General features: G+C 63.0%; 23 protein-coding genes. 15 read left to right on the forward strand and 8 right to left on the reverse strand.

The features are described from left to right. The first annotated feature begins 39 nt into the window (after positions 1 to 39). Both ACH79_RS31370 and ACH79_RS31375 read left to right on the forward strand, forming a co-directional pair. Positions 40 to 723, forward strand: a complete 684-nt coding sequence (locus tag ACH79_RS31370) for a helix-turn-helix domain-containing protein (protein WP_161854399.1) — start codon at positions 40 to 42, stop codon at positions 721 to 723. Continuing rightward, a complete protein-coding gene (locus ACH79_RS31375; protein WP_202639074.1) occupies positions 720 to 1,214 on the forward strand; it encodes a cupin domain-containing protein in 495 nt (164 codons plus the stop codon). The genes ACH79_RS31370 and ACH79_RS31375 overlap by 4 nt, the downstream gene beginning before the upstream one ends. A 41-nt stretch (positions 1,215 to 1,255) precedes the next feature. Here ACH79_RS31375 and ACH79_RS31380 read toward each other — a convergent pair whose 3' ends face one another. The 4 genes from ACH79_RS31380 to ACH79_RS31395 form a co-directional block, all read right to left on the reverse strand. Next, positions 1,256 to 3,331: a carbamoyltransferase C-terminal domain-containing protein gene (locus ACH79_RS31380; protein WP_161856661.1), complete on the reverse strand. Its 2,076-nt coding sequence runs from the start codon at positions 3,329 to 3,331 to the stop codon at positions 1,256 to 1,258. Between the two features lie 340 nt (positions 3,332 to 3,671). Then, positions 3,672 to 4,121, reverse strand: coding sequence for an SRPBCC family protein (locus tag ACH79_RS31385; RefSeq protein ID WP_161854400.1), 450 nt, complete (start codon positions 4,119 to 4,121; stop codon positions 3,672 to 3,674). A gap of 230 nt (positions 4,122 to 4,351) precedes the next feature. Next, positions 4,352 to 5,707: a M23 family metallopeptidase gene (locus tag ACH79_RS31390; protein ID WP_202639076.1), complete on the reverse strand. Its 1,356-nt coding sequence runs from the start codon at positions 5,705 to 5,707 to the stop codon at positions 4,352 to 4,354. Positions 5,708 to 5,808: 101 nt separating this feature from the next. Next, the gene (locus ACH79_RS31395; protein ID WP_161854402.1) at positions 5,809 to 6,585 is read right to left on the reverse strand and encodes a peroxiredoxin; all 777 of its coding nucleotides are present in this window, start codon (positions 6,583 to 6,585) and stop codon (positions 5,809 to 5,811) included. Between the two features lie 216 nt (positions 6,586 to 6,801). Between ACH79_RS31395 and ACH79_RS31400 the strand changes: the two genes are divergently transcribed. Next, entirely contained in the window at positions 6,802 to 10,467 is a 3,666-nt protein-coding gene (locus tag ACH79_RS31400; protein WP_161854403.1) for a DUF3971 domain-containing protein, read from the forward strand. 106 nt (positions 10,468 to 10,573) lie between these two features. Here ACH79_RS31400 and bla read toward each other — a convergent pair whose 3' ends face one another. Further along, positions 10,574 to 11,473, reverse strand: a complete 900-nt coding sequence (bla, locus tag ACH79_RS31405; protein WP_161854404.1) for a class A beta-lactamase — start codon at positions 11,471 to 11,473, stop codon at positions 10,574 to 10,576. 98 nt (positions 11,474 to 11,571) lie between these two features. Between bla and ACH79_RS31410 the strand changes: the two genes are divergently transcribed. Further along, positions 11,572 to 12,498, forward strand: a complete 927-nt coding sequence (locus tag ACH79_RS31410) for a LysR family transcriptional regulator (protein WP_161854405.1) — start codon at positions 11,572 to 11,574, stop codon at positions 12,496 to 12,498. Here the strand turns inward: ACH79_RS31410 and ACH79_RS31415 are convergent. Further along, on the reverse strand, positions 12,488 to 13,735 hold the full coding sequence (locus ACH79_RS31415; protein WP_161854406.1) for an MFS transporter: 1,248 nt from the start codon (positions 13,733 to 13,735) through the stop codon (positions 12,488 to 12,490). The genes ACH79_RS31410 and ACH79_RS31415 overlap by 11 nt on opposite strands. Before the next feature lie 70 nt (positions 13,736 to 13,805). Continuing rightward, the gene (gene tyrS, locus ACH79_RS31420; RefSeq protein WP_161854407.1) at positions 13,806 to 15,059 is read right to left on the reverse strand and encodes a tyrosine--tRNA ligase; all 1,254 of its coding nucleotides are present in this window, start codon (positions 15,057 to 15,059) and stop codon (positions 13,806 to 13,808) included. Positions 15,060 to 15,237: 178 nt separating this feature from the next. Here tyrS and ACH79_RS31425 point away from each other — a divergent pair, with 178 nt between their 5' ends. From ACH79_RS31425 to ACH79_RS31435, 3 genes are all read left to right on the forward strand, one after another. Continuing rightward, complete coding sequence (locus ACH79_RS31425) at positions 15,238 to 16,338, forward strand: anhydro-N-acetylmuramic acid kinase (RefSeq protein ID WP_161854408.1); 1,101 nt, start codon at positions 15,238 to 15,240, stop codon at positions 16,336 to 16,338. Between the two features lie 118 nt (positions 16,339 to 16,456). Beyond that, positions 16,457 to 17,137, forward strand: coding sequence for a glutathione S-transferase family protein (locus ACH79_RS31430; protein ID WP_161854409.1), 681 nt, complete (start codon positions 16,457 to 16,459; stop codon positions 17,135 to 17,137). A 4-nt stretch (positions 17,138 to 17,141) separates the two neighbouring features. After that, entirely contained in the window at positions 17,142 to 17,471 is a 330-nt protein-coding gene (locus tag ACH79_RS31435) for a multidrug efflux SMR transporter (protein ID WP_161854410.1), read from the forward strand. A 454-nt stretch (positions 17,472 to 17,925) separates the two neighbouring features. On the opposite strand, the gene ACH79_RS31440 is transcribed toward ACH79_RS31435, so the two are convergent. Beyond that, positions 17,926 to 18,573, reverse strand: a complete 648-nt coding sequence (locus tag ACH79_RS31440) for an alpha/beta hydrolase (RefSeq protein WP_025589847.1) — start codon at positions 18,571 to 18,573, stop codon at positions 17,926 to 17,928. Positions 18,574 to 18,837: 264 nt separating this feature from the next. On the opposite strand from ACH79_RS31440, the gene ACH79_RS31445 reads away from it, so the two are divergent. From ACH79_RS31445 to ACH79_RS31480, 8 genes are all read left to right on the forward strand, one after another. Beyond that, entirely contained in the window at positions 18,838 to 19,992 is a 1,155-nt protein-coding gene (locus ACH79_RS31445; protein ID WP_161854411.1) for a cysteine desulfurase family protein, read from the forward strand. Positions 19,993 to 20,076: 84 nt separating this feature from the next. Then, positions 20,077 to 21,558, forward strand: a complete 1,482-nt coding sequence (gene sufB, locus ACH79_RS31450; RefSeq protein WP_161854412.1) for a Fe-S cluster assembly protein SufB — start codon at positions 20,077 to 20,079, stop codon at positions 21,556 to 21,558. A 6-nt stretch (positions 21,559 to 21,564) separates the two neighbouring features. Then, on the forward strand, positions 21,565 to 21,768 hold the full coding sequence (locus ACH79_RS31455) for a hypothetical protein (protein ID WP_161854413.1): 204 nt from the start codon (positions 21,565 to 21,567) through the stop codon (positions 21,766 to 21,768). A gap of 16 nt (positions 21,769 to 21,784) precedes the next feature. Then, positions 21,785 to 22,540 (forward strand): Fe-S cluster assembly ATPase SufC, encoded by a 756-nt coding sequence (gene sufC, locus ACH79_RS31460; protein WP_161854414.1) that lies wholly within the window; start codon positions 21,785 to 21,787, stop codon positions 22,538 to 22,540. 11 nt (positions 22,541 to 22,551) lie between these two features. Then, on the forward strand, positions 22,552 to 23,877 hold the full coding sequence (gene sufD, locus ACH79_RS31465) for a Fe-S cluster assembly protein SufD (protein WP_161854415.1): 1,326 nt from the start codon (positions 22,552 to 22,554) through the stop codon (positions 23,875 to 23,877). Then, positions 23,874 to 25,121: a cysteine desulfurase gene (locus ACH79_RS31470; protein ID WP_161854416.1), complete on the forward strand. Its 1,248-nt coding sequence runs from the start codon at positions 23,874 to 23,876 to the stop codon at positions 25,119 to 25,121. The genes sufD and ACH79_RS31470 overlap by 4 nt, the downstream gene beginning before the upstream one ends. Further along, complete coding sequence (locus ACH79_RS31475; protein WP_161854417.1) at positions 25,118 to 25,489, forward strand: SUF system Fe-S cluster assembly protein; 372 nt, start codon at positions 25,118 to 25,120, stop codon at positions 25,487 to 25,489. Before ACH79_RS31470 ends, ACH79_RS31475 begins: the two co-directional genes overlap by 4 nt. Positions 25,490 to 25,498: 9 nt before the next feature. After that, positions 25,499 to 25,912, forward strand: a complete 414-nt coding sequence (locus tag ACH79_RS31480) for a VOC family protein (RefSeq protein WP_161854418.1) — start codon at positions 25,499 to 25,501, stop codon at positions 25,910 to 25,912. Positions 25,913 to 25,959 lie beyond the last annotated feature (47 nt).

Raw genomic sequence — 25,959 nt, forward strand, 5'->3', positions numbered from 1 at the left:
AGCAATACGATTTTCCTTATAAGCAAACGGGAGAACCGCATGGTTTCGGCGGAAGCTGGCCGGCGCGCCCGCGAGGCGGCGCGCCTTGCCGCAATTGGAGCCGTCATTCGCAGGGCCCGATCGGCGCGCGGTTTGACGCTCGATGAACTCGCCGGAATGGTCGGGCTGTCAGTGACATTTCTCTCGCGGATCGAGCGCGGACTGATCGCCTGTTCGATCGGCAATCTCCTGGAAATTGCCGGCGTCCTTCAGTTGCCGCCGGCCGAATTGTTTGCCGACATCGAAGGCGAGGACCGGACACGCGCCTATCGCGTGGTGCGGTCAAGCGATGCCATCCCATCGAAGGACGCCGACGCAAATTATGCCTGGTGCAAGCTTGCTTCGGGCATCGGCGAGCAGCGGCTGGAAACTTTCCTTCTCGAATTGTCGGCAAAACCGCGCAAGCCGACGCTGGTCGCGCATCCCGGCGAAGAAATGTGCTTCGTCCTTGAAGGCAGCGTTGAATTTCAAGTGGGCAATGAGACCATCGCACTGGAGCGCGGCGATTCGATTCATCTGCGCTCGGACGTGCCGCATATGGCGTGGGCGCGCGGGTCCGGCCGTGCGCGCCTGCTCATGGTGACATCAATCGAAAACCAGTCGGCCATCGCGGTTGAGTGGTGGAGCAATATTGCGGGCGGGAAAGGCGAACGAGAGAAAACTGCAAAAGGGAGAGTAAAATGAGCGTCAGGAGCAAAGAGATTCCCGATACGGCGACCACAAATGCGGAGTTGACGACCGCTCGCGAAGCGTCGCGAAAGGACCACAAGCCCTACGAGACACGCCATTTCGACGACGTCGAATGGGAGACGATCCGCTGGCCGGGCGAGACAGGCAAAATGCTTTTTCATCCGCGACCTGAACGTCCGACCGAACCGAACGCGGGAATTCTGCGGCTGGAGCCCGGCGCCTATCACCCCGAGCACTATCATGGCTTCGCGCAGGTCTGGCATATTCTGAAAGGCGAGTTTTCAATCGACGGAACGCTGCATGGTCCGGGAACGGTTCTGTTCCATCCCGACCCGCACTTTGAGGGCGAATTCCGCACCGAAACGGGTGGAGAGATATTCATCGTCCAGTATCCTGGTCCGACGACCGGTGAGCGCCCGATCTACAGCGGCCGGTTCAACATGGCGAAACGCAAAGCGGTTGCGAGCGAACGCGTCGATCTCTGAACCGGCGATCACTCGATCTCGGGGAGGAAGCGAATTATCGCTTAAGGCTGACTGGAAGCCGACGTCTTCTTCCAGTCGGCAAGCCAGTTTCTGAACCTTCCGCTGTCGCGCGTCCCCCCATGCCAGGCCGCGTGCACGGTGCCGTCGTCGGCGACCATGATGACGACATCAAGGCCCTTCGAACGCCGCAGCGTATCGATCGCCTGCTGCGGCGTCTGGGCGATGGGACCTGCGACATTGAAGGACGTGTTGACGGAGAGCTCGACTCCGACATGGCGGCCGAGCGCCTTCAGATAGGCGTAGGTGAGGGGATCGTCCTCCGCGCGCACGATCTGGATACGGCCGGTGCCGTCGGCGTGGATGACGGCCGGGATTTTTTCGCGGGCATGCGGCTTCGAATGCGCCGTCAGCACCATGTAATTATAGGCGTTGTAGTCAGCGTCCGCAGCGCCGGGCAGTAACTCGAAATATTCCTGTGCCGCTTCCAGCGTCGCCATCGGCGCCAGCGGCCGAATGGCCTCGCGGTATTTGACACGCTCGTTCAGCCGTTCCCGCGCGTCTGGATCGCAGGGATTGGCGAGGATCGAGCGATGACCGAGCGCGCGGGGACCGGTTTCCGCCGCGCCTTGATAAAGCGCGATGACGCCGTTTCGCGCCACCATGAACGCCATCAGGTCGGCGATCGCATCGCGGCCTTCAGGCGTCGAGATATCGCCGATCTGTTGCGCGGCGATCTCATCGGCCTTAATGGCGTCGGCAATGTCTTCGCGCGACGGCGGCGTGCCGCAGTAGAACGCATGTGTCATCGGCGCACCGCGCCGGGCGCCCGCCAGATGCGCAAACAGCCAGGCGGCGCCAATGGTGACGCCGGGATCGCCGGGCACCGGCGGTACCCACAGATGCAGTCTCGCGTTGCGCTGCTGCACGCGCGCGAACCATGCTTCATCGAAATGTTCGAGCAACCGCATATTGCCGACCGCGTTCAGCGCCACGCCGCCGGTCAGCACCAGCCGGTCGGCGCCTGTCGTGCGCAACAGATGAGCGACGACATGGATCATGGCGTCCTCGAACACCAATTGTGTCGCGGCGGCTTTGTCGAGACGATCTTTTGTGTCGGGGCGATGATGGATGTCCTCGACGCGCAGCACGGCATCGGGATTCCAGAGCTGATCAGGCCTGAGCGGCTCGCCGAGTATCTCGGTGAGCGCCTGCTTGTAGGGATGATCGAAGGGGTCGCAGTACCAGTTGGCCAGCGCGCGATTGAGTTGAACCTCGCCGTTCGCACCGAAATGCAGAACATCGCGCAAGCGCGCATAATAGGGATTGCTGGCGCGGTCCATGTCGCCCCAGGCGGCAGCGCCCATGTAGCGCCCCTCGCAGGACAACCAGGTCCAACCGCCCTGCGTCGACGAGATCACGCTGTAGAACGCGCCGAGTGAATCGAACATGCTGTCATTGCAGTAAAGCCGGCGCATCGCGCCGTTCTCGACGACGTAAAGCGAGATCGAGCCCTGATCGCCGGTGCCGTCCAGGACCGCAATCCCGGTAGGCTTGTCGTCATCGGCGAACGGCGAGGCGGCCCAGGAAAACCAGGCATGGTTGTCGTGATGTGGCAGGCAGATCAGCGGCACGCGCTCGGCAAGCCCGAGCTGGCGGGCAAGGATCTTTGGCGTCCGCGTCATCTGGTCGAGGCGTCGGCCGTCGAAGCCGGCGGCCTCGGTGGTGCGCACAAGCTTGAAACTCTGCGGCAGTTCCTCGATCACCGAGCGCGCCAACGTGCCGGCGAGCGTCGGATAGTCCCAGCTCGTGAGCCAGGCATCGATATCGCTGATGTCGCGGCCCATCTCCCGCAGCGTCGCCACAACGGCGTCGACCGACAGTTTTGGATACTCGGTCGTGTGCTTGTTGCCCGAGAAGCGCTCTTCCTCGTTGTTGACGATCAGCCGTGGCCCGTCCGCTTGCGTCACCTCGATCAGCGCCAGACCGGAATTATGCGTGCCGGGCGCACCGAGGCCCGCAAGATAGACGGTTTCGCCCCGCGCAAGTTTTCCGCGAACATGCGCGATCCGCGCATCGGCGAAATCAGAGCCGAGCTGGTGAAATCCGGCAGCAGCCATGGTTTTCGCCGCCAGCCAGCGCGCGATGCGGAAGCCGCCGGCCGCGAGCCTGGGATGTCGCGGTCCAATTCGTACGTTCGGTTTCAACCTGTCCAACCTTCGAAGCCTTGCACGCTCGGTAATGACGCGAAGGAGCATCAATCACAATTGCGGCCGGGCAACAATGCCGTTTCATGATGCGGAATAAGCACATGCTCGCAAGCGCGGATGCGGCTTGCGAGACGTGCCTGCAAGAAGGCTGAAAAATAAGGGAGAAAACGATGTCGGGTCGCATGCAGGACAATGTTGCCCTGGCGGGCTGGAGAAAAGAGGCACCACGGTGTGGTGCCTCGACCCAACACTATCCCGGAATATCCGGCTCCACGACCAGCGCGAGCTGGGCGAGCGACTGTTGCCAACCGAGATAGCAGGCTTCGACCGGAATCACCGTCGGCAAGTTTGTCTGTTCGATGTTGACTTCGGTCCCGACCGAAACTGCTTTCAGGGTCACCGTGACCTCGATAACCCCTGGCAAATTGGGATCGTCGAAACGATCGGTGTAGCGGATACGCTCGTTGGGCACGATCTCCAGATATTCGCCGCCGAACGAATGGCCCGTATTCGTGGTGAAATTCGTGAACGACATCCTGAATGTGCCGCCGACCTTCCCTTCAAAATGGTGGACCTTGCAGGTGAAGCCGTAGGGCGGCAGCCACTTGGCCATGGCTTCCGGATCGAGGAAGGCACGAAAAACCTTCTCCGGCTTGGTGGCGAAAACGCGGTGCAAACGAACGGTGTTGCCTTGGGACATGACGTTATATTCTCCGGTACCGAGCGGGGTTTTCACATGATTTGGTCAGGTTAGCTCAGTCTCTGCCACAAGGACGACTGAACTCCATGTGAGCCGACATGAGGCTCAAAAAAAATTCGCTGACGCCTGCGCGGCGGTTCCGCTTAGTGACCGCAGAAAAATGGAGAGAATGGAAGGAAGTATTCCGCGGAAGATCAACAAGCCTGCGCGCCAGTTCTGACGGCGCATTTCTATCCCGCGCTCAGTCGCACGCCGGCGCGCAAAAACTTCTGCGGATCGACTGCATCGCCGTCGATCCGCGTTTCATAGTGCAGATGCGGGCCCGTGGAGCGGCCGGTCGAGCCGACAGCGCCGATCACCTGGCCGATCTTGACGACGTCGCCGACCCTGACGTGAATCTCCGACAGATGGCCGTAGCGGGTCGACAGGCCGTTGCCGTGATCGACCTCCACCATGCGGCCGTAACCGCCCATCCATCCCGACGATACGACCTTGCCGTTCGCGGTGACGCGTACGGGGTCGCCAGTGGCGGCGCGGAAATCGAGTCCGGTATGCATGGCAGGGCGGCCGAGGAAGGGATCGCTGCGCACGCCGAAGCCCGAGGTGAATTCGACCTCGCCGACAACAGGCTTGCGGTAGGGCACCAATGCCAGCGTTGCGTTAAGGCGCTGCATCTGGGCGCGGGTGAGGTTGATGCGGTAGAGCTGGCGCTCGAACGCACCGGCATCGGCCGACAGCTTCACCGGCACGAACGGGCCGCCGATCGCCGAGCGCGGCGTTGCCGCCTCGAGTTGCGCCATGTCGAGGCCGAGATCGGTGAACACGCCGCGCATGCGGCGGACGCGCGATTCCATGCTGTCCTCGACCGCGCTCAGCGCCGCCATCTGGCGCCGCTCGACGGAATCGAGCGAGCTCTGCAGGCGGACCAGCACGTTGTCGACGCCCTGAACCTTGGCGAACTGGTTTGTCTGCGGCTTGGTGACGATCGGCGTGCGCGATTCCAGTCGCGCTTCGCGATCCGGCGGTGCGACGAAGATCACGGTATCACTGATCGGGGAGGGTTTCAGGGTGCCGGAAGCGGGCGTCTCCACGGCCGCGCCGCGGGCCGGCGGCCTGATCGAACCGGTAGCCGCAGCATCCGGCATCGCGCCGAGCGCGGTGGCTCGCGCTTCGAGCGCGGTCTGGCGGCGCATGATCTGGTCGAGCTTCTGGTCGAACTGTTCCTGATCGAGCAACTGGCGACTGGTGGTGCGGTCGACCTTGGCGCGCAGCTCCGCGATGCGGTCTTCATAGGCGTATTGCATCTCGGCCTGACGGGCGATCAACCGGGTCAGGACGTCGTCGCGAAACGCGAAATAGGTGGCCGTCGCCGCCGACCACATGCCGAGCAGGACGATCGTGCCGACCACAATCCAGAACACCACCGGTCCGAAGCGAACCTGCTTGCCGGCATGGACGATGGCATAGCCATTGCCATCGAGCGCTGCGGCCGCCCTTGCTGCCTGGGGCGCGGGCCGGCGCGGCGGCGTCCGGCCATGATCATGGGGATGGTGGTGATCGGAATAATGACCGGAACGGTACGACATCGGCACTCCCGCGCCGGTCGGAGAAAAGTTCCGTACGGCTCAATTTGCGGGGCCGATTTGACCCGTTCATGGTTAATTTTTGGAAAATGGGAACTGGCCAATCAGATGGCTCGGGCGGCGGCCAGCACCTCGTCGGCATGGCCGTCGACGCGGACATTGCGCCAGATTTTTGCGATCCGCCCATTGGCATCGATCAGAACCGTGGTGCGAATGATTCCCATGAAGGTCCTGCCATACATCGATTTTTCGCCCCAGGCGCCGTAGGCCTCCAGCATCTGATGTTGCTCGTCCGAGATCAGAGGAACCGAAAGCTGGTGCTTGTCGCGGAAGGACTCCTGGGCCTTCACGGTGTCGGCCGAGACGCCGAGCACCTCCGCGCCCGCATCGGCAAACGCGCTACTGAGTCGCGTGAAGTCGATTGCCTCCCGGGTGCAGCCGGGGGTGTCGGCTCGGGGGTAGAAAAACAACACCAGTTTCTTGCCCGCATAGTCGGCCAGCGACGCGTTGGTGCCGCCGTCCCGCGGCAGGCTGAAGGCGGGCGCCGGCGCGCCCTCGGCCAGCCCGGTTCCGGCAGCCGGTTGGGGCGCAGCCGATTGATTGGATTTTAACGATTTCGATGGGGGCTTGTGCGACGCTTTGGCCGATGCGGTCTTGCTGGTTGCAGTCTTGGCCGTCTTGCCGGTTTTGCCCGCGGGCGTCTTGGCTGCGGTTTTGGCCGCCTTCTTGGCGGCCGTAGTGGCGGTCTTGGCGGCAGGCTTCTTGGCTGGAGGAGCCGGTGCGATGCGGCGGGCGGTCTTTGCGGCGGCCGGTTTTGCGGCTGGCGGCTTGCGGGTCTTGGGGGATGGCTTGGAGGATTTCATGCGCGTTTTCTTGGACATACGCCTTCCTTTCGTCGCTTTCCGCAGATCAACCATTAGGGTATTGCGGGTCTCGCCTTTGACCGTCGGATTCGCTCCGGCTGCTGGGCAACTTTGATGACCCCGGAGTATGGTTACAAGGAATTCGACGCTACACCCGTCCGCTCGTCGATGGGGCCGCCTAATCAGTCCTTGGGCCCGAACACGAGTAACAGTATTAATCGAGGAATGGCAGCGATGCCGGCACAGGAGCGCTCGATACAGATCGAAGAGCGCGTCCTTGGCGGCGATCAACCTCAGCGCCGGCACCGAGAGGCAATGGCTAGGAATACTTCGCCAAAGGGGTCGAATCCGCGTGCCGAGACCCAGCAATGGGACGACGCGGCGGGCTGGGAACAGGACGAGGCCGCCGGCTACCGCGCGCGGCGCCTGTTGTCGCGTTCCGATTCCGGATTTCACCGTGCGGGCGACAGGTTCTCAGCGCTGCGGAGGTGGATGAGCGGCGAACGCTGGGTCAAGCGGCTGGCGATCGTGATCGCCGTGCTGGCGGTGATTTTCATCGGCTGCTTCGGCGGGCTGTGGTGGCGGCTCGGCGCCGGGCCCATCAATCTCGATATCGCGACGCCGTGGCTCGCGGCCGCGATCGAGGAAAATATCGGCCACGGCAATACGGTTGCGGTCGGCGGTACGCAGATCGAGCGGGCCGGACGGATTCGTATAGCGGTGCGTATTCGTGACATCGTGGTCCGCGACCGCGATCAGGTCGTTGTCGCCACTGCGCCGAAGGCCGAGGTGAAACTGTCGGGAACGGCGCTCTTGCTGGGGCGACTGCGCGCCGAAAGCCTCAATCTGGTCGACGCCGAACTCGCGGTACGCATCACGCCGGACGGCCAGGTGACGGTATCCGCCGGCGACACCGCCAAGCCGCTGGCGACGGGCGTTGCCTCCAAGCGCGATGCAGGCATGGCGCCGACATTCCCCCGCCAAGCACCTGCGCCTGTCCAGGGTGCGCCGGCGACGGCTCCCGATCCGACGCAGAACGGATTGCTGGCCGGCCTCGACTGGCTCGACAGCCTCAGCCTGACCGGGCTCGACGGGCAGAACCTGAACGAGATCGGCCTGAAGAACGGCAATCTCGTCGTCGACGACCAGCAGCGCGGCAACAAATGGACGTTCGACAATATCAGTCTCAGCATGCGCCGCCCGAGCAGTGGCGGGGTTGCGGTGAGCCTTGGCGAGGAGGGCGCGCGTCCGTGGTCGCTGAAGGTGGTGGTCGGGCCGCCGCAGAACGGCGTGCGCTCGGTCGATCTTCGCGCCGACAAAGTGCCGGCCGCCAACATCCTGCTGGCGATGCGGGTCAAGGATCTCACCTATGGCGCGGACCTGCCGCTTTCCGGCGAACTGAAAGGCGAATTGGGCCGCGATGGCATCCCGACCTATTTCCGCGGCAAGGTCACCGCGGGCGCCGGGCATCTCATCGATACCGACACGCCGGACTATCCGATGCCGATCGATTCGGCGGAGATGAGCGTGGAGTGGGATGCCGGACGCCGCGTGCTGGTCGCGCCCTTCAAGGTCGTTTCCGGCGCGAACCGGATTACGCTGCTCGGCCATCTTGAGCCGCCGAACGGCGCCACCACCGAATGGCAGGCCGGCCTTAGCGGCGGCACGATCCTGCTGGCCGGCACCGACAATGAACCGCCGTTGATCTTCAACCGCATCTCGATCGGGATGAAGTTCGACACTGACCGGAAACGTGTGCTGCTCACCCAGGCCGATATCAGCAACGGCGAGATTGGCATCGCCGGCACCGGCAGTATCGACTATGCGAACGAGGCTCGCTTGCAGCTTGGTTTTGCGGGTACGCCGATGTCGGCATCCGCGCTGAAGCGGATGTGGCCGATCCTGATCGTGCCCGAAGTGCGCGAATGGGTGATCGAGCGCATCGAGCGCGGCACACTCCAGCGCATCGAAGTCGGCGTCAACTCGCCGGTCCGCAACCTGTCGCGCAAGGGACCGCCGATTCCGGACGATGGCTTGGCCGTCAACATCGTCGCGTCGGGAGTGACGGCGCGTCCGGTCGACGACATGCCGGCGGTCCGCGATGCGGACTTGAAAGCGCGGGTGACCGGGCGCACCGCGACGGTGACGATCGGGCAGGGAATTGCCGACACGCCCGCCGGACGCAAGATCAACATTTCGGATTTCATCTTCGAGGTGCCGGACATGGCGCCGAAGCCGTCACCCTCGCGCGTGAAATTCAGGGTGGATTGCCCGGTGCCGGCCGCGGCCGAGATTCTGGCTTCCGACCGCATCAGCGATCTCTCCGGCACGCTGATCGATCCGAACGCCAGCAAGGGAAACGTTGCCGCCACCATCACGCTCGGCATGCCGGTCAAGGGCTCGATGACCAAGGCCGACACTACCTATACCGTGATTGGCGATCTCAGCGGTTTTGCAGCCGACAAGCTCGTCATGAACCAGAAGCTCGAGGCTAACGCGCTGAAGGTGCTCGCCAACAATGCGGGCTACCAGGTCAAGGGCGACGTCAAGATCAACGGGCAGGCGGCTTCGCTGGACTATCGCAAGCCGAGCGAGGGCGACGCCGATATCAGGCTGCAGGCGACGCTGGACGATGCCAGCCGCGCGCGGCTCGGGATCGATCTCGGACCTGCGGTGAGCGGCTCGATCCCGATCAAGGTGGTCGGCAAGATCGGCGAGAATGACAGCCGTGTCGGCATCGAGGCCGATCTGACCTCGCTGCGGCTCGACAACATCCTGCCGGGCTGGGTCAAGGTGCCCGGCAAGTCGGGCAAGGCGACGTTCAACGTCGTGAAGAAGGAACAGTCGACGCTGTTCCAGGATATCGTGGTCGAAGGCGGCGGCGTCTCGATCAAGGGATCGCTCGAAGTCGACCAGAATGGCGACTTGATGAGCGCGAACTTCCCGACCTACGCGCCGTCGGACGGCGACAAGACCTCGTTGAAGGCCGAGCGCGGCGCCGATGGCGTCGTGAAGGTCATGATGCGTGGCGATGTATTTGACGGCCGCGGCTTCCTCAAATCGGCAATCTCGGGCAAGGAAGCCGACAAGAGCAAGTCCAGGAACATCGACCTCGATATCGACGTCAAGCTTGGTGCGGTCGCGGGCTTCAACGGCGAGGCGTTGCGCAGCGTCGACAGCAAGTTCTCCCGCCGCAACGGCGTCGTGAGAGCCTTTACGCTTGCCGGCAAGGTCGGGCGCGACACGGCCGTGACGGCAGACCTGCGCGGCCGCGGAGCCGGGCAGGGCCGCGACATCATCGTGCTGCAGACCAACGATGCGGGTGCGTTCTTCCGCTTCACCGACACCTACTCGAAAATGGTCGGCGGCCAACTTTCGCTGGCGATGGAGCCGCCGACCGTCGAACCCAGCGCGAAGGATGGCCTGATCAACGTTCGCGACTTCTCCGTCAAGGGCGAGGCCGCGCTCGAGCGCGCCGCTGCCGGCGCGCCGGCCGGCGCCCAGAGCGGCATATCCTTTTCGGCATTGCGGGCGGAATTCACCCGGCAAAGCGGACAGCTCGCGATCCGCGACGGTGTCGTCAAGGGTCCGACCATTGGCGCGACCATCGAAGGCAGCATCGATTATGTCGGCAATGCCGTGCGCATGAGCGGCACCTTCGTTCCGATGTACGGATTGAACAATATGTTCGGCCAGATTCCGGTGCTGGGCCTGTTCCTCGGCGGTGGCAGCAATGAGGGCCTGATCGGCGTCACCTATGAAGTGGTCGGCACGCCCGGCCAGCCGGTGCTGCGCGTTAATCCGATTTCGGCGGTGATGCCAGGCGTGCTGCGCAAGATCTTCGAGTTCAATACCGGCAAGCAGAACAACAACCCGATCGAACTCCCGCCGAATAATTAGTCAGGCACCGCCGCGGGCGGTGCATGATCGAAGCTTCGCGATGGGAAGCCGCGTCCGGCGGAAATCACCGCTCTGATCTGCGGCAGTTGCTATGTGCATTCGGCACCTAGCCGGACGCCATGGCTGAGACCGCCCGCGCGACCGAAGCCCAAATGGCGTTTTGCTGCGCGGCAGGAACGGTGGCGCCAGTCAGATAGCCGGTGATTACGATGGGCGCCTTGCCAGGAGGCCAGATCACGGCGACGTCGTTGTTCGTGCCGCGCGCACCCGTGCCGGTCTTGTCGCCGACGCGCCAGTCTTTCGGAAGGCCTGCACGCAGCCTCGTATCACCGGTCTTGTTGGCGACGAGCCATGCCGTCAGTTGCTCGCGCGATGGCGCGGACAGCGCAGTAGTTCCAACGACGAGAGCCTGCAAATTGGAAGCCATGGCGTTCGGGGTCGTGGTGTCGCGGGGATCGTCGGGCAAAGCCTCGTTGAGCGAGGGCTCATCCCGGTCCAACCGCGTGATCTGGTCGCCGAGACTCCGTGCGAACGCCGTCAGCCCCGGAGGTCCGCCGAGAGCAGAGAGCAGCAGATTGCCGGCCGTGTTGTCGCTCAGCGTCACCGCCGCCTCGCAAATTTCAGCGAGCGTCATACCGTCGCCGCCGACGTGCTTTTCGGTGACAGGCGAGTACGTGACGAGTGCGGATGCTTCAAAGGTGATGCGCCGCGTCAACTGTTCCTTGCCGGCATCGACCCGCGCCAGGATCGCGGCGGCCGCCAGCGCCTTGAAGGTGCTGCACATCGGAAAGCGCTCGTCACCCCGGTGGACGTGACGAGCGCCCGTTGCCGTGTCCAGGACACACACACCGAGCCGGCCGCCGCTCTCGCTCTCCAGCCGCTTGATCTCGTCGATCAGTCGCTGATCTGGGGGCGATGCGTGTACCGTTTTCAGCCGGCCGCTCAAGGCAGTCGCTACCAGCGCTACGCCGCATCCAAGCTGGAACCGTCTTCTCGTGATCGTCATGAATCTCTCCTTGCTGCGGCCGGGAAAGTGCCGACAGGCCGCAATCTTGACAAACGATCAGTTCTGCGGGCAGGCATAAGAAAAACTAGGGACAAACAATGCGGCGCCGCACGAAGCTTTCGCACCTTCCGCTCAACGCGCTGCGGGCTTTTGAGGCGACAGCGCGCCACCTCAGTTTCACCCGCGCCGGCCTGGAACTTCGGGTCACGCAGGCGGCCGTCAGCCAGCATGTGAAGGTGCTGGAGGATCGGCTTGGCGTGCAGTTGTTTCGCAGGCTACCCCGTGGCGTCGCGCTCACCGATGAGGGGCAGTTGCTGTTGCCGAGCATTGTCGAGGCCTTTGGCCGGCTTACTGAAACGCTCAATCGTTTTGAAGACGGCCACTACCAGGACGTCATCGCTGTCGGCGTGGTCGGTACCTTCGCTTCGGGATGGCTGCTGCCGCGGCTCGACGCCTTCAGGAAGGCCCATCCGCGGATCGATCTGCGCCTGTTCACCAACAACAACCGTATCGACATCGCCGGCGAAGGCCTCGATTACGCGATCAGGTTTGGCGATGGCCTTTGGCACGGTACCGATGCGACCCGCTTGATGGGAGCGCCATTTACCCCACTCTGCGCGCCGTCGCTGGCTCGCAGGCTGAGCCGTCCGGCCGACCTCAAGCGCGAGGTGCTGCTGCGCTCCTACCGGCAGGAGGAATGGCCGCGATGGTTTGCCGCGGCGGGGCTGCAAAGTCCGGTCCTCAAGGGAATGGTATTCGATTCATCCATCACGATCGCCAGTGCAGCCGCGCGGGGCTTCGGTGTTGCGTTGCTGCCGGCGGCGTTGTTTCAGGATGAGATCGGTCGACGGCGGCTGGTACGCCCTTTTCAGATTGAAGTGGCACTCGGCGACTACTGGATTACGTCGCTGCATTCCCGGCAACCGACACAAGCGATGCTCTCATTCAAGAACTGGCTGCTTGAAACGATCGCAGCAAAAAAGAGTAGCCCCCGGCAAGCGGGCCGAGACTTGACTACCGCCTGAGCGCCGGGACGACCAGGAACGGAATCATCCCCAGCACCACCGCGACCAGCGCGAACGCGATCACCGGGTTGTAGCTGTGGGTCCAGTCGTGGATCAGGCCGCCGGCCCAGGCGCCCAACCCCGAGCCAAGGCCGCTGCCGATCGAAATCGTGCCGTAGATGGTGCCGACGCGCTCGCCGCGAAAGATCTTCATCGCGGTTGCCGTGATCAGCGGCCCACGCGAGCCGATCATGCTGCCGAAGGTCACGACGAAGGCGCCGAGCAGCCAGAAGTTCGGATAGTACTGCAACAGCCAGAGCAGGATGATGCCGACGATCGAGATGGCGTAGCTGAGCAGCACCGACAGGCGTCGCCCGATGATGCTGTCGAGCTGGGTCACGCCGAGCATGCCGAACAGCAGCACGATGCCGGAAAAGCCCCAGGCGGTCGCCGCCTGCAGTGGCGGGAAGCCGGCGTCGATCAGATAGGCAACGATCTGTGCGGCAAGCGCATACATCCCCACCGCCGTGAAGAAGAAGGTTGCAAACAGCGCCCAGAATGCGTGGTGGCGCATGGCGCTGGCGAGCGTCCAGCCTCCGTCGACGAAACCGGGTTCGGCTTTTCTGGCGATGTGTGGCGAGCCGGTGGAGAACAGCCCCCACGGCAGCAGCAGCAACGGCACCAGCAGGCCAAGCGCGGCGATGCCGAAGATCTGGTAGGCGCCGCGCCAGCCGACATGGTCGATCAGCAGCTGCGAGGCGGGTAACAACACCAGCACACCCGCGCCGGCCCCGGAATAGACCACTGCCATCGCCGTCGGCAGCCGCGGGCCGAACCAGCGGCCGAGCAGGATCGAATTCGGCACGTTGCCGATGAAGGCGATGCCGATCCCGACGCACAGCCCGGTGCTCAATTGCAATTGCCACAGTGCCTGCGCGCGGGATGCCCCCAGAAACGCGCCGCCGAGCAGTAGCAGTCCGAGCGAATAGACAGTGCGCGGGCCGTAGCGATCGAACAGCCGGCCGACCACCGGGGCCATCAGCCCGCCGGCTAGCCAGGTCAGCGAATAGACCGACACCACTTCCGCGCGGTCCCAGCCGAAATTCTCCGCGATCGGTTTCAGGAAAACCGTAAAGCTCTCGCCGAGGCCACGGCCGAGCAGCGCCAGCATAAAGCACAGCGCCAGCACGTTGAGCGCAACCCGGCCCGGCTTGAGCGGCTTGGTCGACGCGTCTTCATCTGGCGTCTTGCTATCCATGGCATGCAGGGAGCGCGTTTCCGCAGGTCCCCGCAAGCGTCAAAAAGCGAATGCGCCCATGCAGGCAGGATCAGGCCGGCTTGAGCAGGACGTGCTTTTTCTTCCCCATGGAAAGTTTGATGACGCCTTCCGGCGTCAGGTTGGACGGCGTCAGCACCATCTTCTCGTCCGTCACGGCGGCGTCATTGACGCGCAAGCCGCCGCCCTTGATCTGACGCCGCGCCTCGCCGTTCGAGGTGACGAGACCGGCCTTCACGAATAGCCCCACGACACCAGCGCCGGCCTCGAGTTCGCCGCGCGAAACTTCCACGGTGGGCAGGTTCTCCGCGATCGCGCCTTGCTCGAACGTCTGCCGGGCGGTCTCGGCGGCGGTGTCGGCGGCATCGCGGCCATGCAGCAGCGCGGTTGCCTCCGTCGCCAGCACCTTCTTGGCTTCGTTGATCTCGCCGCCCTGCAGCGCGGCAAGCTTTTGGATCTCGCTCATCGGCAGGGTCGTGAACAGTTTTAGAAACTTGACGACGTCGGCGTCTTCGGCGTTGCGCCAGTATTGCCAGAAGTCGTAAGGCGAGAACTGATCGGCATTGAGCCACACCGCGCCCTGCGCGGTCTTGCCCATCTTGGCGCCCGAGGCGGTCGTCAGCAGCGGCGTGGTCAGTGCGAACAATTGCTCCGTGCCCATGCGGCGGCCGAGGTCGACACCGTTGACGATGTTGCCCCATTGGTCGGAGCCGCCCATTTGCAGCCGGCAGCCGGTGCGCCGCGCCAGCTCGACGAAGTCGTAGGCCTGGCAGACCATGTAGTTGAACTCGATGAAGCTCATCTCCTGCTCGCGCTCGAGCCGAAGCCTGACCGAATCCATCGTCAGCATGCGGTTGACGGAGAAATGCCGGCCGATATCGCGCAGCATCTCGATCCAGTTCAGCTTGGTCAGCCACTCGGCGTTATCCAGCATGATCGCGTCGGACGCGCCCGAGCCGTAGCGCAATACCTTGGAGAACACGCCGCGGATCGAGGCCTTGTTCGCCTCGATTTCCTCGATCGAGCGGATGGCGCGCGATTCATCCTTGCCGGAGGGGTCGCCGACCATGGTGGTGCCGCCGCCCATCAGGGTGATCGGCTTGTTGCCGCTCTGCTGCAGCCAGTGCAGCATCATCATGGTGAGGTAATTGCCGATATGGAGCGAGGGCGCCGTGCAGTCGTAGCCGACATAGGCGATTGCCTGGCCCTTCGCCGCCAGCGCGTCGAGACCCTCGAAATCGGAGCACTGGTGGATGAAGCCGCGCTCCTGTAAAATGTTCAGGAAATCTGATTTAAATGCGGTCATTGGCGGGCTGCTTTGATCATTCTATTTTCACTGTAATTGTAACTGTTTTGCGGAACCATCGCGGAACAGGCTGCCGCAGGGCCGGGCGCTGTGGCATTATAAGATGTGCGTGTTTGGCACAAGCTGGTCGTCGTCGGCGGGACGTATCGAGCAGGGCGTTTCAAAGGCACAATCTGCTATGATGTTGACGGCATTAGGTTTGATGAGCGGCACCTCGCTCGACGGGGTCGATGTCGCTTTGATCGAAACCGACGGCCGCCGGGTGAATGCGCTCGGACCGTCCGGATACCGGCCCTATACGGATGCGGAGCGCAACCTGCTGCGCCAGGCGCTGTACGAGGCAGCCGACCTGCCGGATCGTACGGCGCGGCCCGGGTGCCTGCGTGAGGCCGAACGGGTCGTTACGGCGGCCCATGCCGAGGCGGTGGCCGCTTTCACCGCCCAACACCGGATGCGCTTCGACGACATCGACATTGTCGGCTTCCATGGCCAGACCGTGCTGCACCGGCCCGAGAAGAAGCTGACGGTCCAGATCGGCGACGCGCTGATGCTGGCCAAGGCTATCCACATTCCGGTCATGTACGACTTCCGCGCTGCCGACGTCGAAGCCGGTGGCCAAGGCGCGCCCTTTGTGCCGGTCTATCACCGCGCGCTGGCCCAATCGCTGGAGCGGGAGGGGCCGACCGTCGTGGTCAATATCGGCGGCGTCGCCAACATCACCTATATCGACGGCGACACGCTGATCGCCTGCGATACCGGCCCGGGCAACGCGCTGCTCGACGACCACATGCTCCGCCGCATGAACCAGCGCTTCGATACCGAGGGCCGCACCGCGGCGCTGGGCAAGGTCGATGCGGCCTGGATCAATCGCGCGCTGCAGATGCCGTTCTTTTCGCTGCCTCCGCCGAAATCGCTCGATCGCAATGATTTTGCGGGGCTGAAGCTCGGCGACATGCCGCCCGAGGATGGCGCGGCGACGCTGACCGCGTTTACGGTGGCTGCCATCGCCCGGGTGGTGCCGCTGCTGCCGAAGGAGCCCAAGAGCTGGATCGTGGCCGGCGGCGGCGCCCGCAACATGACCATGCTGCGGATGTTGCGCGAATGCCTGGCGCCGGCACAGGTCCAGGCGGCGGACACGCTGGGCTGGGCCTCCGACGCCATCGAGGCGCAGGCGTTTGGATTTCTGGCGGCGCGGGGCCTGAAAGGCCTGCCGCTTAGCTACCCCGCCACCACAGGGGTGCCGATCCCGATGACCGGCGGCATCATCGCGCGACCGTGAGCCGGTTCAAGATCTGTTGATGCAACTGCATCGACCTTGACGACTGCATGCATGTGCATCTAATTTGGATGCAGATGCATGGAGCGAGGGCGGCCAGCCTTCGTCTTGGGAGGTCGTCATGGCGCAAAAACTCACTCTGATTAGCCACAAGCTTTGCCCTTACGTGCAGCGCGCGGTGATCGCGCTGAACGAAAAGGGCGTTCCGTTCGAGCGGGTCGACATCGATCTCGCCAACAAGCCGGACTGGTTTTTGAAGATATCGCCGCTCGGCAAGGTGCCGGTGCTCGTGGTGACCGGCGACGACGGCAACCAGGTCGCGCTCTTCGAGAGCAACGTAATTTGCGAGTACATCGAAGATACGCAAGGCGGCGCAAAACTGCATCCGCAGGATCCGCTCCAACGTGCGCAGCATCGTGCGTGGATGGAGTTCGGCTCCACCATTCTGAGCGAGCTCTGGGGCCTGGAGACGACGGGCGATCCCGCGGTCTTTGAAACCAAGCGGAAGGCAGTAGCCGCGAAGTTCGCGCAGGTCGAGAAAACGCTCGGCGCGGGACCGTTCTTTGCCGGCAAGGATTTCAGCCTGGTGGATGCAGTGTTCGCGCCTATCTTCCGCTATTTCGACGTGTTCGACGAGCTCACTGATCTCGCGATCTTCGCCGAGACTCCGAAAGTACGGGCATGGCGTGTCGAACTCGCAAAGCGTGCAAGCGTGCGCGGCGCGGTGTCACCGGAATACGCAAAACTGTTGCGCGCGTTCCTCGACCGTCACAATGCGCACATGCTGAAGCTCGCGGCGTAAAACCATGTCGCCGTCGGTTGCGTGGATCGCGCTGGTCACCGCCGGCCTGCTCGATGTCGGCTGGGCGATCGCGATGAAATATGCCGACGGCTATACGCGCCTCGGCTGGAGCCTCGTGTCGCTGGTGCTGCTGGCGGCGTTCGTATTCCTGCTGGGACGGGCGCTGCAGGTGCTGGAGGTCGGCATCGCCTACACGGTGTGGACCGGCATCGGCGCCGCCGGCACGCTGATCATGGGCGTGCTGCTGTTCGGCGAAGCCATGAGCGCGATGAAGCTCGCCGGCATCGCGCTGGTGCTGGCCGGGATCGCGGCGCTGAAGTTTGCGCCGTCGTGAAGTGATGAATGCCTGGGAGTTAGGGGCTAACGCTGCTTAGGTAGCAGCATCCAACATCCGAATTGAAGCAGAGTTCTATCTTCCCCAACCACGTCCGCTCGATCGTGGGGCCCCAAGTCAAGGGCTCTGCTTTGTCGCCCTGGTTCCTCCGATACGTTGGAGCTGTGACGAACTTCTCTAAGTAGATGTCGGTCCATCCAAATTTCGACTGAGTGGTCTTCCACGTTGACGTTTGTTCCTCGACCTTGTTGCCATTCACAAGGACGGTGTGCGTGTAAGTATGATCAGCCCTCAAGGACAAGGTCGCGGTATCCCCGCGGTAATTGACGGCATAGCTGCCGACCAGGTCAGAGTCTGGAACGGCTTCCGAGCAACCCGTCAGGAGGGCGGGCAAAAGCAGAGGAGTAAGCCTCGTTAGGGGCGACCGCACGAATTCACCCCATCCGACGGATTCTTACCGCACGTTCGCCAGCCGCATGTCGAGATAGCCGGTGACCGTCTCCATCAGCGGCTCGAGCTTGCCGTCGAAGAAATGGTTCGCGCCGGGGATGATCTGCTGATCGATCACGATGCCCTTCTGGGTCTTCAGCTTCTCGACCAGCGTGTTGACGTCCTTCGGCGGCACCACCGCGTCCTTTTCGCCATGCACGATCAGGCCCGAGGACGGGCAGGGCGCGAGGAAGGAGAAGTCATAGAGATTGGCGGGCGGCGCGATCGAAATGAATCCTTCGACCTCGGGCCGGCGCATCAATAGCTGCATGCCGATCCAGGCGCCGAACGAAAAGCCCGCGACCCAGCACGCGCGCGCTTCGGGATTGATGGTCTGCGCCCAGTCGAGCGCGGAGGCGGCGTCCGAGAGCTCGCCGGTGCCATGATCGAACGAGCCCTGGCTGCGGCCGACGCCGCGGAAATTGAAACGCAAAACCGAGAAGCCGCGATGCGCGAACGCGTAGTAGCACTGGTAGACGATCTGGTGATTCATCGTGCCGTGGAACTGCGGATGCGGATGCAGGATCATCGCGATCGGCGCGTTCTTCTGCTTGGCCGGATGATAACGGCCTTCGAGGCGGCCCGCGGGGCCGGTGAAAATTACTTCAGGCATTGATGATTCCTGGGCAACGGATGTGATCCGGCGGAGAGAATGGGGTCAGGCGTCGCTGGGCGATGCGCGAACGACGCTCCCGTGAACTGATGGCGGCCTTCTAACATGAGGCGAGGGGCAAAAAGCAAGCATCTTGAACGTCTAGAAGGCGGTTCAAGGTGCTAGTTTGCGATTGCCTGCAGACGAGGCGATCGCCAATTGCAATAAGGCTTCTGGCGCTCGCGCGCGAAAGACACTTATCAGTATAGGTAATATAGTACAGCAATGCCTGATCGGGTCTATCTCGACTGGAATGCAACCACGCCGCTTCGCCCGGAGGTGCGGCAGGCAATGGCGGCTGCCTGGGACATGGCCGGCAATCCTTCCTCAGTTCATGCCGAAGGCCGGCAGGCACGTCGGCTGGTCGAAGAAGCGCGTGCCGCCGTGGCTGCGGCCGTTTCGGCCCGGCTGCAGGACGTGGTGTTTTGCTCCGGCGGCACTGAAGCCAATGCAATGGCGCTCACGCCGGGATTGCGCCGCGGGTCGGGCTGGCCTGTCCAGCGGCTGGTGGTCTCAGCCATCGAGCATCCATCGGTACTGTCAGGGGGACGGTTTCCGGCGGACGCGATCGCGTCCATCAACGTCTCCGGCGCCGGCGTGGTGGACCTCGATCATCTGCGTGCCTTGCTGGCGGAAGGGCCGCCGGCACTGGTGTCGGTAATGCTGGCCAATAACGAGACCGGCGCCATTCAACCAATCGCCGAAGCCGCTGACATTGTGCATGAGGCCGGCGGCTTGCTGCATGTCGACGCGATCCAGGCAGTGGGAAAAATATCGATCGATATCAAGGCCATGCGGGCCGATCTGGTCACGCTGTCTGCACACAAGATTGGTGGCCCCAAGGGCGTTGGCGCGCTGGTTCTGGCCGAGGGCGTGCAGGGAGGCGAGCCGCTGTTGCGCGGCGGCGGGCAGGAACTTGGACGCCGGGCGGGTACCGAGAATGTGGCCGGCATCGCGGCCTTTGGCGCTGCAGCCACAGCCGCGACGGCGCAACTGCCGACAAATGCCGACCGGCTTCTGGCCTTGCGTCAGCGCTTTGAGAAAGGGCTCAAGCAAACCGCTGATGTAATTGTGTTTTCCGAAGATGCGCCACGGTTGCCGAATACCACCCTGTTCACGGTTCCCGGGCTGAAGGCGGAAACGGCCGTGATTGGCTTCGATCTTGCCGGTATTGCGGTATCCTCGGGCTCCGCCTGTTCCTCCGGCAAGGTGCAATCGTCGCATGTCTTGGCCGCTATGGGATTTGGCAAGGATCTGGCACAGGGAGCGGTGCGGCTTAGTCTGGGCTGGTCTACCTCGGAAACAGATGTTGATTTGGCCCTGGAGGCTTGGCGAAAGCTTGCCAATGTCTTACTTAGAGGGCGACGAAACACGGCTTGAACCGTTCTAAGCGCGTTTCGCCGGACAAGCTTCGTCACAGATTTTGTTCCACCGCGGTCCTTGAAACCGCGAGCGGAGGATGGAATGCCAGCCGTACAAGAGACGGTCGAGCGCGTCAGGCGCATCGACGTCGACCAATATCGATATGGGTTTGAGACGCTTATCGAATCCGACAAGGCTCCCAAGGGACTGTCGGAAGACACTGTCCGTTTCATCTCCGCGAAAAAGAACGAGCCGGCCTGGATGCTGGAATGGCGCCTGGAGGCCTATCGCCGCTGGCTGACCATGACCGAGCCGACCTGGGCGCGCGTCAACTACCCCAAGATCGACTACCAGGATCTCTATTACTACTCCGCGCCGAAGCCGAAGAAGCAGATCGGCTCGCTGGACGAGATCGATCCGGAAATCCTCAAGACGTACGAGAAGCTCGGCATCCCCCTGCGGGAAGTCGAGGTGCTGGAAGGCGTCGTGAAGCCCGAAGGCGAGCGCAAGATCGCGGTCGACGCCGTGTTCGACTCGGTTTCCGTGGCGACCACGTTCCAGAAAGAGCTGAAGGCGGCCGGCGTGATCTTCATGCCGATCTCGGAGGCCATCCGCGAGCATCCCGAACTGGTGAAGCAGTATCTCGGATCGGTCGTGCCGACCTCGGACAATTATTTTGCGACGCTGAACTCGGCGGTGTTTTCGGACGGCTCGTTCGTCTACGTGCCGCCGGGCGTGCGCTGCCCGATGGAGCTGTCGACCTATTTCCGCATCAACGAGCGCAACACGGGCCAGTTCGAGCGCACGCTGATCATCGCCGACAAGGGTTCCTACGTCAGCTACCTCGAAGGCTGCACCGCGCCGCAGCGCGACGAGAATCAGTTGCATGCCGCCGTCGTTGAGCTGGTCGCGCTTGACGATGCCGAGATCAAATACTCAACGGTGCAGAACTGGTACCCCGGCAATTCCGAGGGTGTGGGCGGCATCTACAATTTCGTCACCAAGCGCGGTGACTGCCGCGGCAACCATTCGAAGATTTCCTGGACCCAGGTGGAGACCGGGTCGGCGATCACGTGGAAATATCCGAGCTGCATCCTGCGCGGCGACAATTCGCGCGGCGAATTTTACTCGATCGCGATCTCGAACGGTCACCAGCAGGTCGACAGCGGCACCAAGATGATCCACCTCGGCAAGAACACGACCAGCCGGATCATCTCCAAGGGCATCGCCGCGGGCGTCTCGCAGAACACCTATCGCGGCCTCGTCACCGCCCACCGCAAGGCCACCGGCGCGCGCAACTATACGGCGTGCGATTCGCTCCTGATCGGCGACAAATGCGGTGCGCACACCGTCCCTTACGTCGAGGCGAAGAACTCGTCGGCGACCTTCGAGCACGAAGCGACGACGTCGAAGATCTCCGAGGACGTGCTGTTCTACTGCGTCCAGCGCGGCCTTTCGCAGGAAGAAGCGGTCGGCCTCGTGGTCAACGGCTTCGTGAAGGATGTGCTGCAGCAACTGCCGATGGAGTTCGCGGTTGAGGCGCAGAAGCTGATCTCGATCTCGCTGGAGGGCAGTGTCGGATAAGCCCAGATGATCAGCAACATCTTCGCATTTGTTCGTTTTGCGCCGTTTGCGATCTTTTTGTTTGTTGCGATCGCTGGAGCCTTTGCGGCTCTGATTGGCAGCTTGGCGGGATGGGTTGATGTAGCCGAATTGGGCAAATTGGCTGCCGGTTGTGGGGCCCTGGGCTTCTTCGTCTGGGCTTTTATTCCGGCTTTTATTCGGGCGTTATAGGCCACAAGGAAACAAGATGACTGCGTTGCTTGAAGTGAAAGACCTGAAGGTTCGTGTCGAGGATAACGAAATTCTCCACGGACTGACGCTCGCCGTGAATCCGGGCGAGGTGCACGCGATCATGGGGCCGAACGGCTCCGGCAAATCGACGCTGTCGCATGTGATCGCCGGCAAGCCGGGCTACGAAGTCACCGATGGCCAGATCCTGTTCAGGGGCGAGGACCTCCTTGAGATGTCGCCGGACGAGCGCGCCGCCAAGGGCGTGTTCCTGGCGTTCCAGTATCCGGTCGAAATCCCCGGCGTCACCACCTGGAATTTCCTGCACACTGCATTGAACGCCCAGCGCAAAGCTCGCGGCGAGAGCCAGCTTTCGTCTCCGGAATTCCTCAAGAAGGTCCGCGCGGTCGCGAAGTCGCTCAACATCCCGCAGGACATGCTCAAGCGCGGCGTCAATGTCGGCTTCTCCGGCGGCGAGAAGAAACGCAACGAGATTTTGCAGATGGCGCTGTTCGAGCCGGCTGTCTGCATTCTCGATGAAATGGATTCCGGCCTCGACATCGATGCGCTCAGGATCGCAGCCGACGGCGTCAACGCGCTGCGTTCGCCGGACCGTGCCATGGTGGTCATCACCCACTACCAGCGGCTGCTGAACTACATCGTGCCTGACTTCGTGCACGTGATGTCGAAGGGGCGAGTGGTGAAGAGCGGCGGCAAGGATCTGGCACTGGAGCTCGAGGCTTCCGGCTACGCCCAGTTCGAAGACGCAGCCTGACAGGTATCGTGATGAATTTGGCTTTGGCAAAGAACGAGACCGGACGCGCGCTGAGCGACAGCTTCGCCGTCGCGCGCGACCGGCTGCCGGGCACCGGCAGGATCGCCGAGGCGCGAAGCGCCGCCTTCGAGGCCTATGATCGTGTGGGCCTGCCGCACCGGCGGATAGAGGACTGGAAATACACCGACCTGCGCGCGCTCATGCGCGAAGTGCTGCCGCTTGCTCCTGCGCCGGATGCTGCCGCGCTGAAGCGGGCCGCAACGGCCGTAAAAGTGCAGGCGATCAAGGGCGCGCGCCGGCTGGTGCTGGTGGATGGCGTTTTCGCGCCAAAGCTTTCCGAACTGGATGGGCTGGAGAAGGGCCTTACCGTCCGCACCCTGCGAGACGTGCTGGAAGCCGGCGACGCCGTACTGCAAGCAGAGCTCCTCACGCCCGACAACACCAATCCGATGGTCGCGCTCAACAGCGCGATGATGACCGATGGCGTGGTGATCGAGATTGCCAACGGCCTGGTGCTGAAGCAACCGCTGCAAATCATTCATGTCGCCAGCGGCGCCGCACCCGCGGCGATGTTCACCCGCTCGCTGCTGCGTCTTGGCAAGGATGCCGGCGTGACGCTGGTCGAAAGCTACATTGCGGCCGATGGCGCGAAAGCCTATCAGGTTCACGACTCGCTGATCGTTACGATCGGCGATAATTCGCGGCTCGATCAGGTTCGCTTGGTCGAGGACGGCCGCGAGGCCTTCAACATCTCCTCCGCCGTCGTCACGCTGGGGGCGCATGCCCACTTCAACACCTTTGGCATGACCTCGGGCGCTGCCGTCAGCCGCTATCAGGCGACGATTGCGTTCGCGGGAGAGCATTCCCGGGTCGAGACCAACGGCGTCAATCTGCTCAATGGCCGCCAGCATGCCGACACTACACTGTTCATGGATCACGCGGTGCCGCATTGCGCTAGCCGTGAGGTGTTCCGCGCCGTCGCCGACGACCGCGCCCATTCGGTGTTCCAGGGCCGTATCATCGTGCGTCCCGATGCGCAGAAGACCGACGCCAAGATGATGACGCGGGCGCTGCTGCTGTCCGACGAGGCCGAGGCCGACAACAAGCCGGAGCTCGAAATCTTCGCCGACGACGTCACCTGCGGCCATGGCGCTACCACCGGCGCGCTCGACGAGAGCCTGCTGTTCTACATGCGCGCCCGCGGCCTGTCCGAAAAGGAAGCCCAGGCGCTGCTGATCCAGGCGTTTGCGGGCGAAGCGATTGAATCGATCGTCAATGACGGTCTGCGTGAGCTTGCGATCGCTGCCGCGCATCGTTGGCTGGAGGCACGGGGATGACGCAGCATCCGGCGGTCAAGAATGGCGCCTATGATGTAGCCCGCGTGCGGGAAGATTTCCCCGCGCTGGCGATGAAGGTCTATGGCAAGCCGCTGGTCTATCTCGACAACGCTGCTTCCGCGCAGAAGCCGACCGCCGTGCTCGACCGCATGACGGAAGCCTATAAGACCGAGTACGCCAATGTGCATCGCGGCCTGCATTACCTCGCCAATGCCGCGACCGAGGCTTACGAGGGCGCCCGCGCCAAGGTGGCGAAATTCATCAATGCGGCGCGCAGCGAAGAAATTATCTTCACCCGCAATGTCACCGAGGCCATCAATCTCGTGGCATCGTCCTGGGGCGAGCCCAACATCAAGCCGGGCGACGAGATCGTGCTCTCGATCATGGAGCACCACTCCAACATCGTGCCCTGGCACTTCCTGCGGGAGCGCCATGGCGCGGTGATCAAATGGGCGCCGGTCGACGACGAAGGCAATTTCCTGATCGAGGAATTTGAGAAGCTGCTGACGCCGCGCACCAAGCTCGTCGCGATCACCCAAATGTCGAACGCGCTTGGCACCTTCGTTCCGATCAAGGAAGTCGTGAAACTCGCTCATGACCGCGGCATTCCGGTGCTGGTCGACGGCGCGCAAGGCGCGGTCCACCTGCCGATTGACGTACAGGACCTCGGTTGCGATTTCTATGCCTTCACCGGCCACAAGATCTATGGCCCGACCGGGATTGGCGCGCTCTATGCCAAGCATGAGCACTTGGTGGCGATGCGGCCCTACAACGGCGGCGGCGAGATGATCCGCGAGGTGGCAAAGGATTGGGTCACCTATGGCGACCCGCCGCACAAGTTCGAGGCCGGAACGCCGCCGATCGTCGAGGCGATCGGGCTGGGCGCTGCGATCGATTACGTCAACTCAATCGGCAAGGAGCGAATCGCCGCGCATGAGGAGGGCCTGCTTGCCTATGCTCAGGAGCGACTGCGCGAGATCAACTCACTGCGACTGATCGGCACCGCCCGTAACAAGGGTCCCGTGATTTCCTTCGAGATGAAGGGCGCGCATGCCCATGACGTCGCGACCGTGATCGACCGGCAGGGCATTGCGGTGCGCGCCGGCACCCATTGTGTGATGCCGCTTTTAGAGCGGTTCAACGTCACGGCCACCTGCCGCGCGTCGTTTGGAATGTATAATACCCGGGAAGAAGTCGACCATCTGGCACAGGCGCTGATGAAGGCGCGGGAATTGTTCTCATGAGTGATACGGCCGAAGTCAAAACCGCCAACATGGAAACCCAGTCGGCGCTGCCGCCGGAGGAAACCGAGCGGCTAGGGACCGAAATTGTCGCCGCGCTGAAGACGGTATTCGATCCTGAAATCCCGGCCGACATTTATGAGCTCGGCCTGATCTACAAGGTCGACCTCAAGGACGATCGCGCCGTCGACGTGACGATGACGCTGACCACGCCGAACTGCCCCGCAGCCGGCGAACTGCCGACCATGGTGGAGAACGCCATCGCCAGCGTGCCCGGCGTCGGCGTCGTGAATGTCAATCTGGTGTGGGATCCGGCCTGGACGCCGGATCGCATGTCCGACGAGGCGCGCCTCGTCCTCAACATGTGGTGAAGGGGTCCGTTGCCGCAGCTATCCGGCGTCATCGAAACTGCACTTTACGTCGATGACCTCGACCGCGCCCGCGCGTTTTACGAGAAGGTGCTCGGGCTTGTGCCGCTGACGGCCGATTCGCGGTTTCTTGCTTACGATATCGGTGGCCGGAGCGTGCTGCTGCTCTTTCTCCGTGGCTCGACACCGGAGCCGATCCAGTTGCCCGGCGGGACAATTCCGCCACATGACGGCAGCGGCCCGATCCACATGGCCTTTGCCATCGCGGCGGCCGAATTGCCGGCCTGGGAAAAGTCGCTTGGTGAGCACGATGTCGCGATCGAGGGCAGGACGGATTGGCCGCGCGGCGGCAAGAGCATCTATTTCCGTGATCCTGACAATCACCTGCTGGAACTGGCGACGCCGGGAATATGGGCGATTTACTAGGAAGCTTGCGGCTTGTTTCGACGGGTTCTGACCGAGTTCATGACGAG

Origin of the sequence: Bradyrhizobium sp. CCBAU 051011, from assembly GCF_009930815.1 — a bacterium.
Classification (GTDB): domain Bacteria; phylum Pseudomonadota; class Alphaproteobacteria; order Rhizobiales; family Xanthobacteraceae; genus Bradyrhizobium.

Coding starts and splice junctions, on each gene's coding strand:
- ACH79_RS31375 (WP_202639074.1), top strand. CDS start 720: ATGAGCGTCAGGAGCAAAGAGATTCCCGATACGGCGACCACAAATGCG.
- sufD (WP_161854415.1), top strand. CDS start 22,552: ATGAATTTGGCTTTGGCAAAGAACGAGACCGGACGCGCGCTGAGCGAC.
- ACH79_RS31470 (WP_161854416.1), top strand. CDS start 23,874: ATGACGCAGCATCCGGCGGTCAAGAATGGCGCCTATGATGTAGCCCGC.
- ACH79_RS31415 (WP_161854406.1), bottom strand. CDS start 13,735: ATGGATAGCAAGACGCCAGATGAAGACGCGTCGACCAAGCCGCTCAAG.
- sufB (WP_161854412.1), top strand. CDS start 20,077: ATGCCAGCCGTACAAGAGACGGTCGAGCGCGTCAGGCGCATCGACGTC.
- ACH79_RS31430 (WP_161854409.1), top strand. CDS start 16,457: ATGGCGCAAAAACTCACTCTGATTAGCCACAAGCTTTGCCCTTACGTG.
- ACH79_RS31385 (WP_161854400.1), bottom strand. CDS start 4,121: ATGTCCCAAGGCAACACCGTTCGTTTGCACCGCGTTTTCGCCACCAAG.
- ACH79_RS31400 (WP_161854403.1), top strand. CDS start 6,802: ATGCCGGCACAGGAGCGCTCGATACAGATCGAAGAGCGCGTCCTTGGC.
- sufC (WP_161854414.1), top strand. CDS start 21,785: ATGACTGCGTTGCTTGAAGTGAAAGACCTGAAGGTTCGTGTCGAGGAT.
- ACH79_RS31370 (WP_161854399.1), top strand. CDS start 40: ATGGTTTCGGCGGAAGCTGGCCGGCGCGCCCGCGAGGCGGCGCGCCTT.
- ACH79_RS31425 (WP_161854408.1), top strand. CDS start 15,238: ATGATGTTGACGGCATTAGGTTTGATGAGCGGCACCTCGCTCGACGGG.
- ACH79_RS31440 (WP_025589847.1), bottom strand. CDS start 18,573: ATGCCTGAAGTAATTTTCACCGGCCCCGCGGGCCGCCTCGAAGGCCGT.
- tyrS (WP_161854407.1), bottom strand. CDS start 15,059: ATGACCGCATTTAAATCAGATTTCCTGAACATTTTACAGGAGCGCGGC.
- ACH79_RS31380 (WP_161856661.1), bottom strand. CDS start 3,331: ATGGCTGCTGCCGGATTTCACCAGCTCGGCTCTGATTTCGCCGATGCG.
- ACH79_RS31435 (WP_161854410.1), top strand. CDS start 17,142: ATGTCGCCGTCGGTTGCGTGGATCGCGCTGGTCACCGCCGGCCTGCTC.
- ACH79_RS31445 (WP_161854411.1), top strand. CDS start 18,838: ATGCCTGATCGGGTCTATCTCGACTGGAATGCAACCACGCCGCTTCGC.
- ACH79_RS31410 (WP_161854405.1), top strand. CDS start 11,572: ATGCGGCGCCGCACGAAGCTTTCGCACCTTCCGCTCAACGCGCTGCGG.
- ACH79_RS31475 (WP_161854417.1), top strand. CDS start 25,118: ATGAGTGATACGGCCGAAGTCAAAACCGCCAACATGGAAACCCAGTCG.
- ACH79_RS31390 (WP_202639076.1), bottom strand. CDS start 5,707: ATGTCGTACCGTTCCGGTCATTATTCCGATCACCACCATCCCCATGAT.
- ACH79_RS31455 (WP_161854413.1), top strand. CDS start 21,565: ATGATCAGCAACATCTTCGCATTTGTTCGTTTTGCGCCGTTTGCGATC.
- bla (WP_161854404.1), bottom strand. CDS start 11,473: ATGACGATCACGAGAAGACGGTTCCAGCTTGGATGCGGCGTAGCGCTG.
- ACH79_RS31395 (WP_161854402.1), bottom strand. CDS start 6,585: ATGTCCAAGAAAACGCGCATGAAATCCTCCAAGCCATCCCCCAAGACC.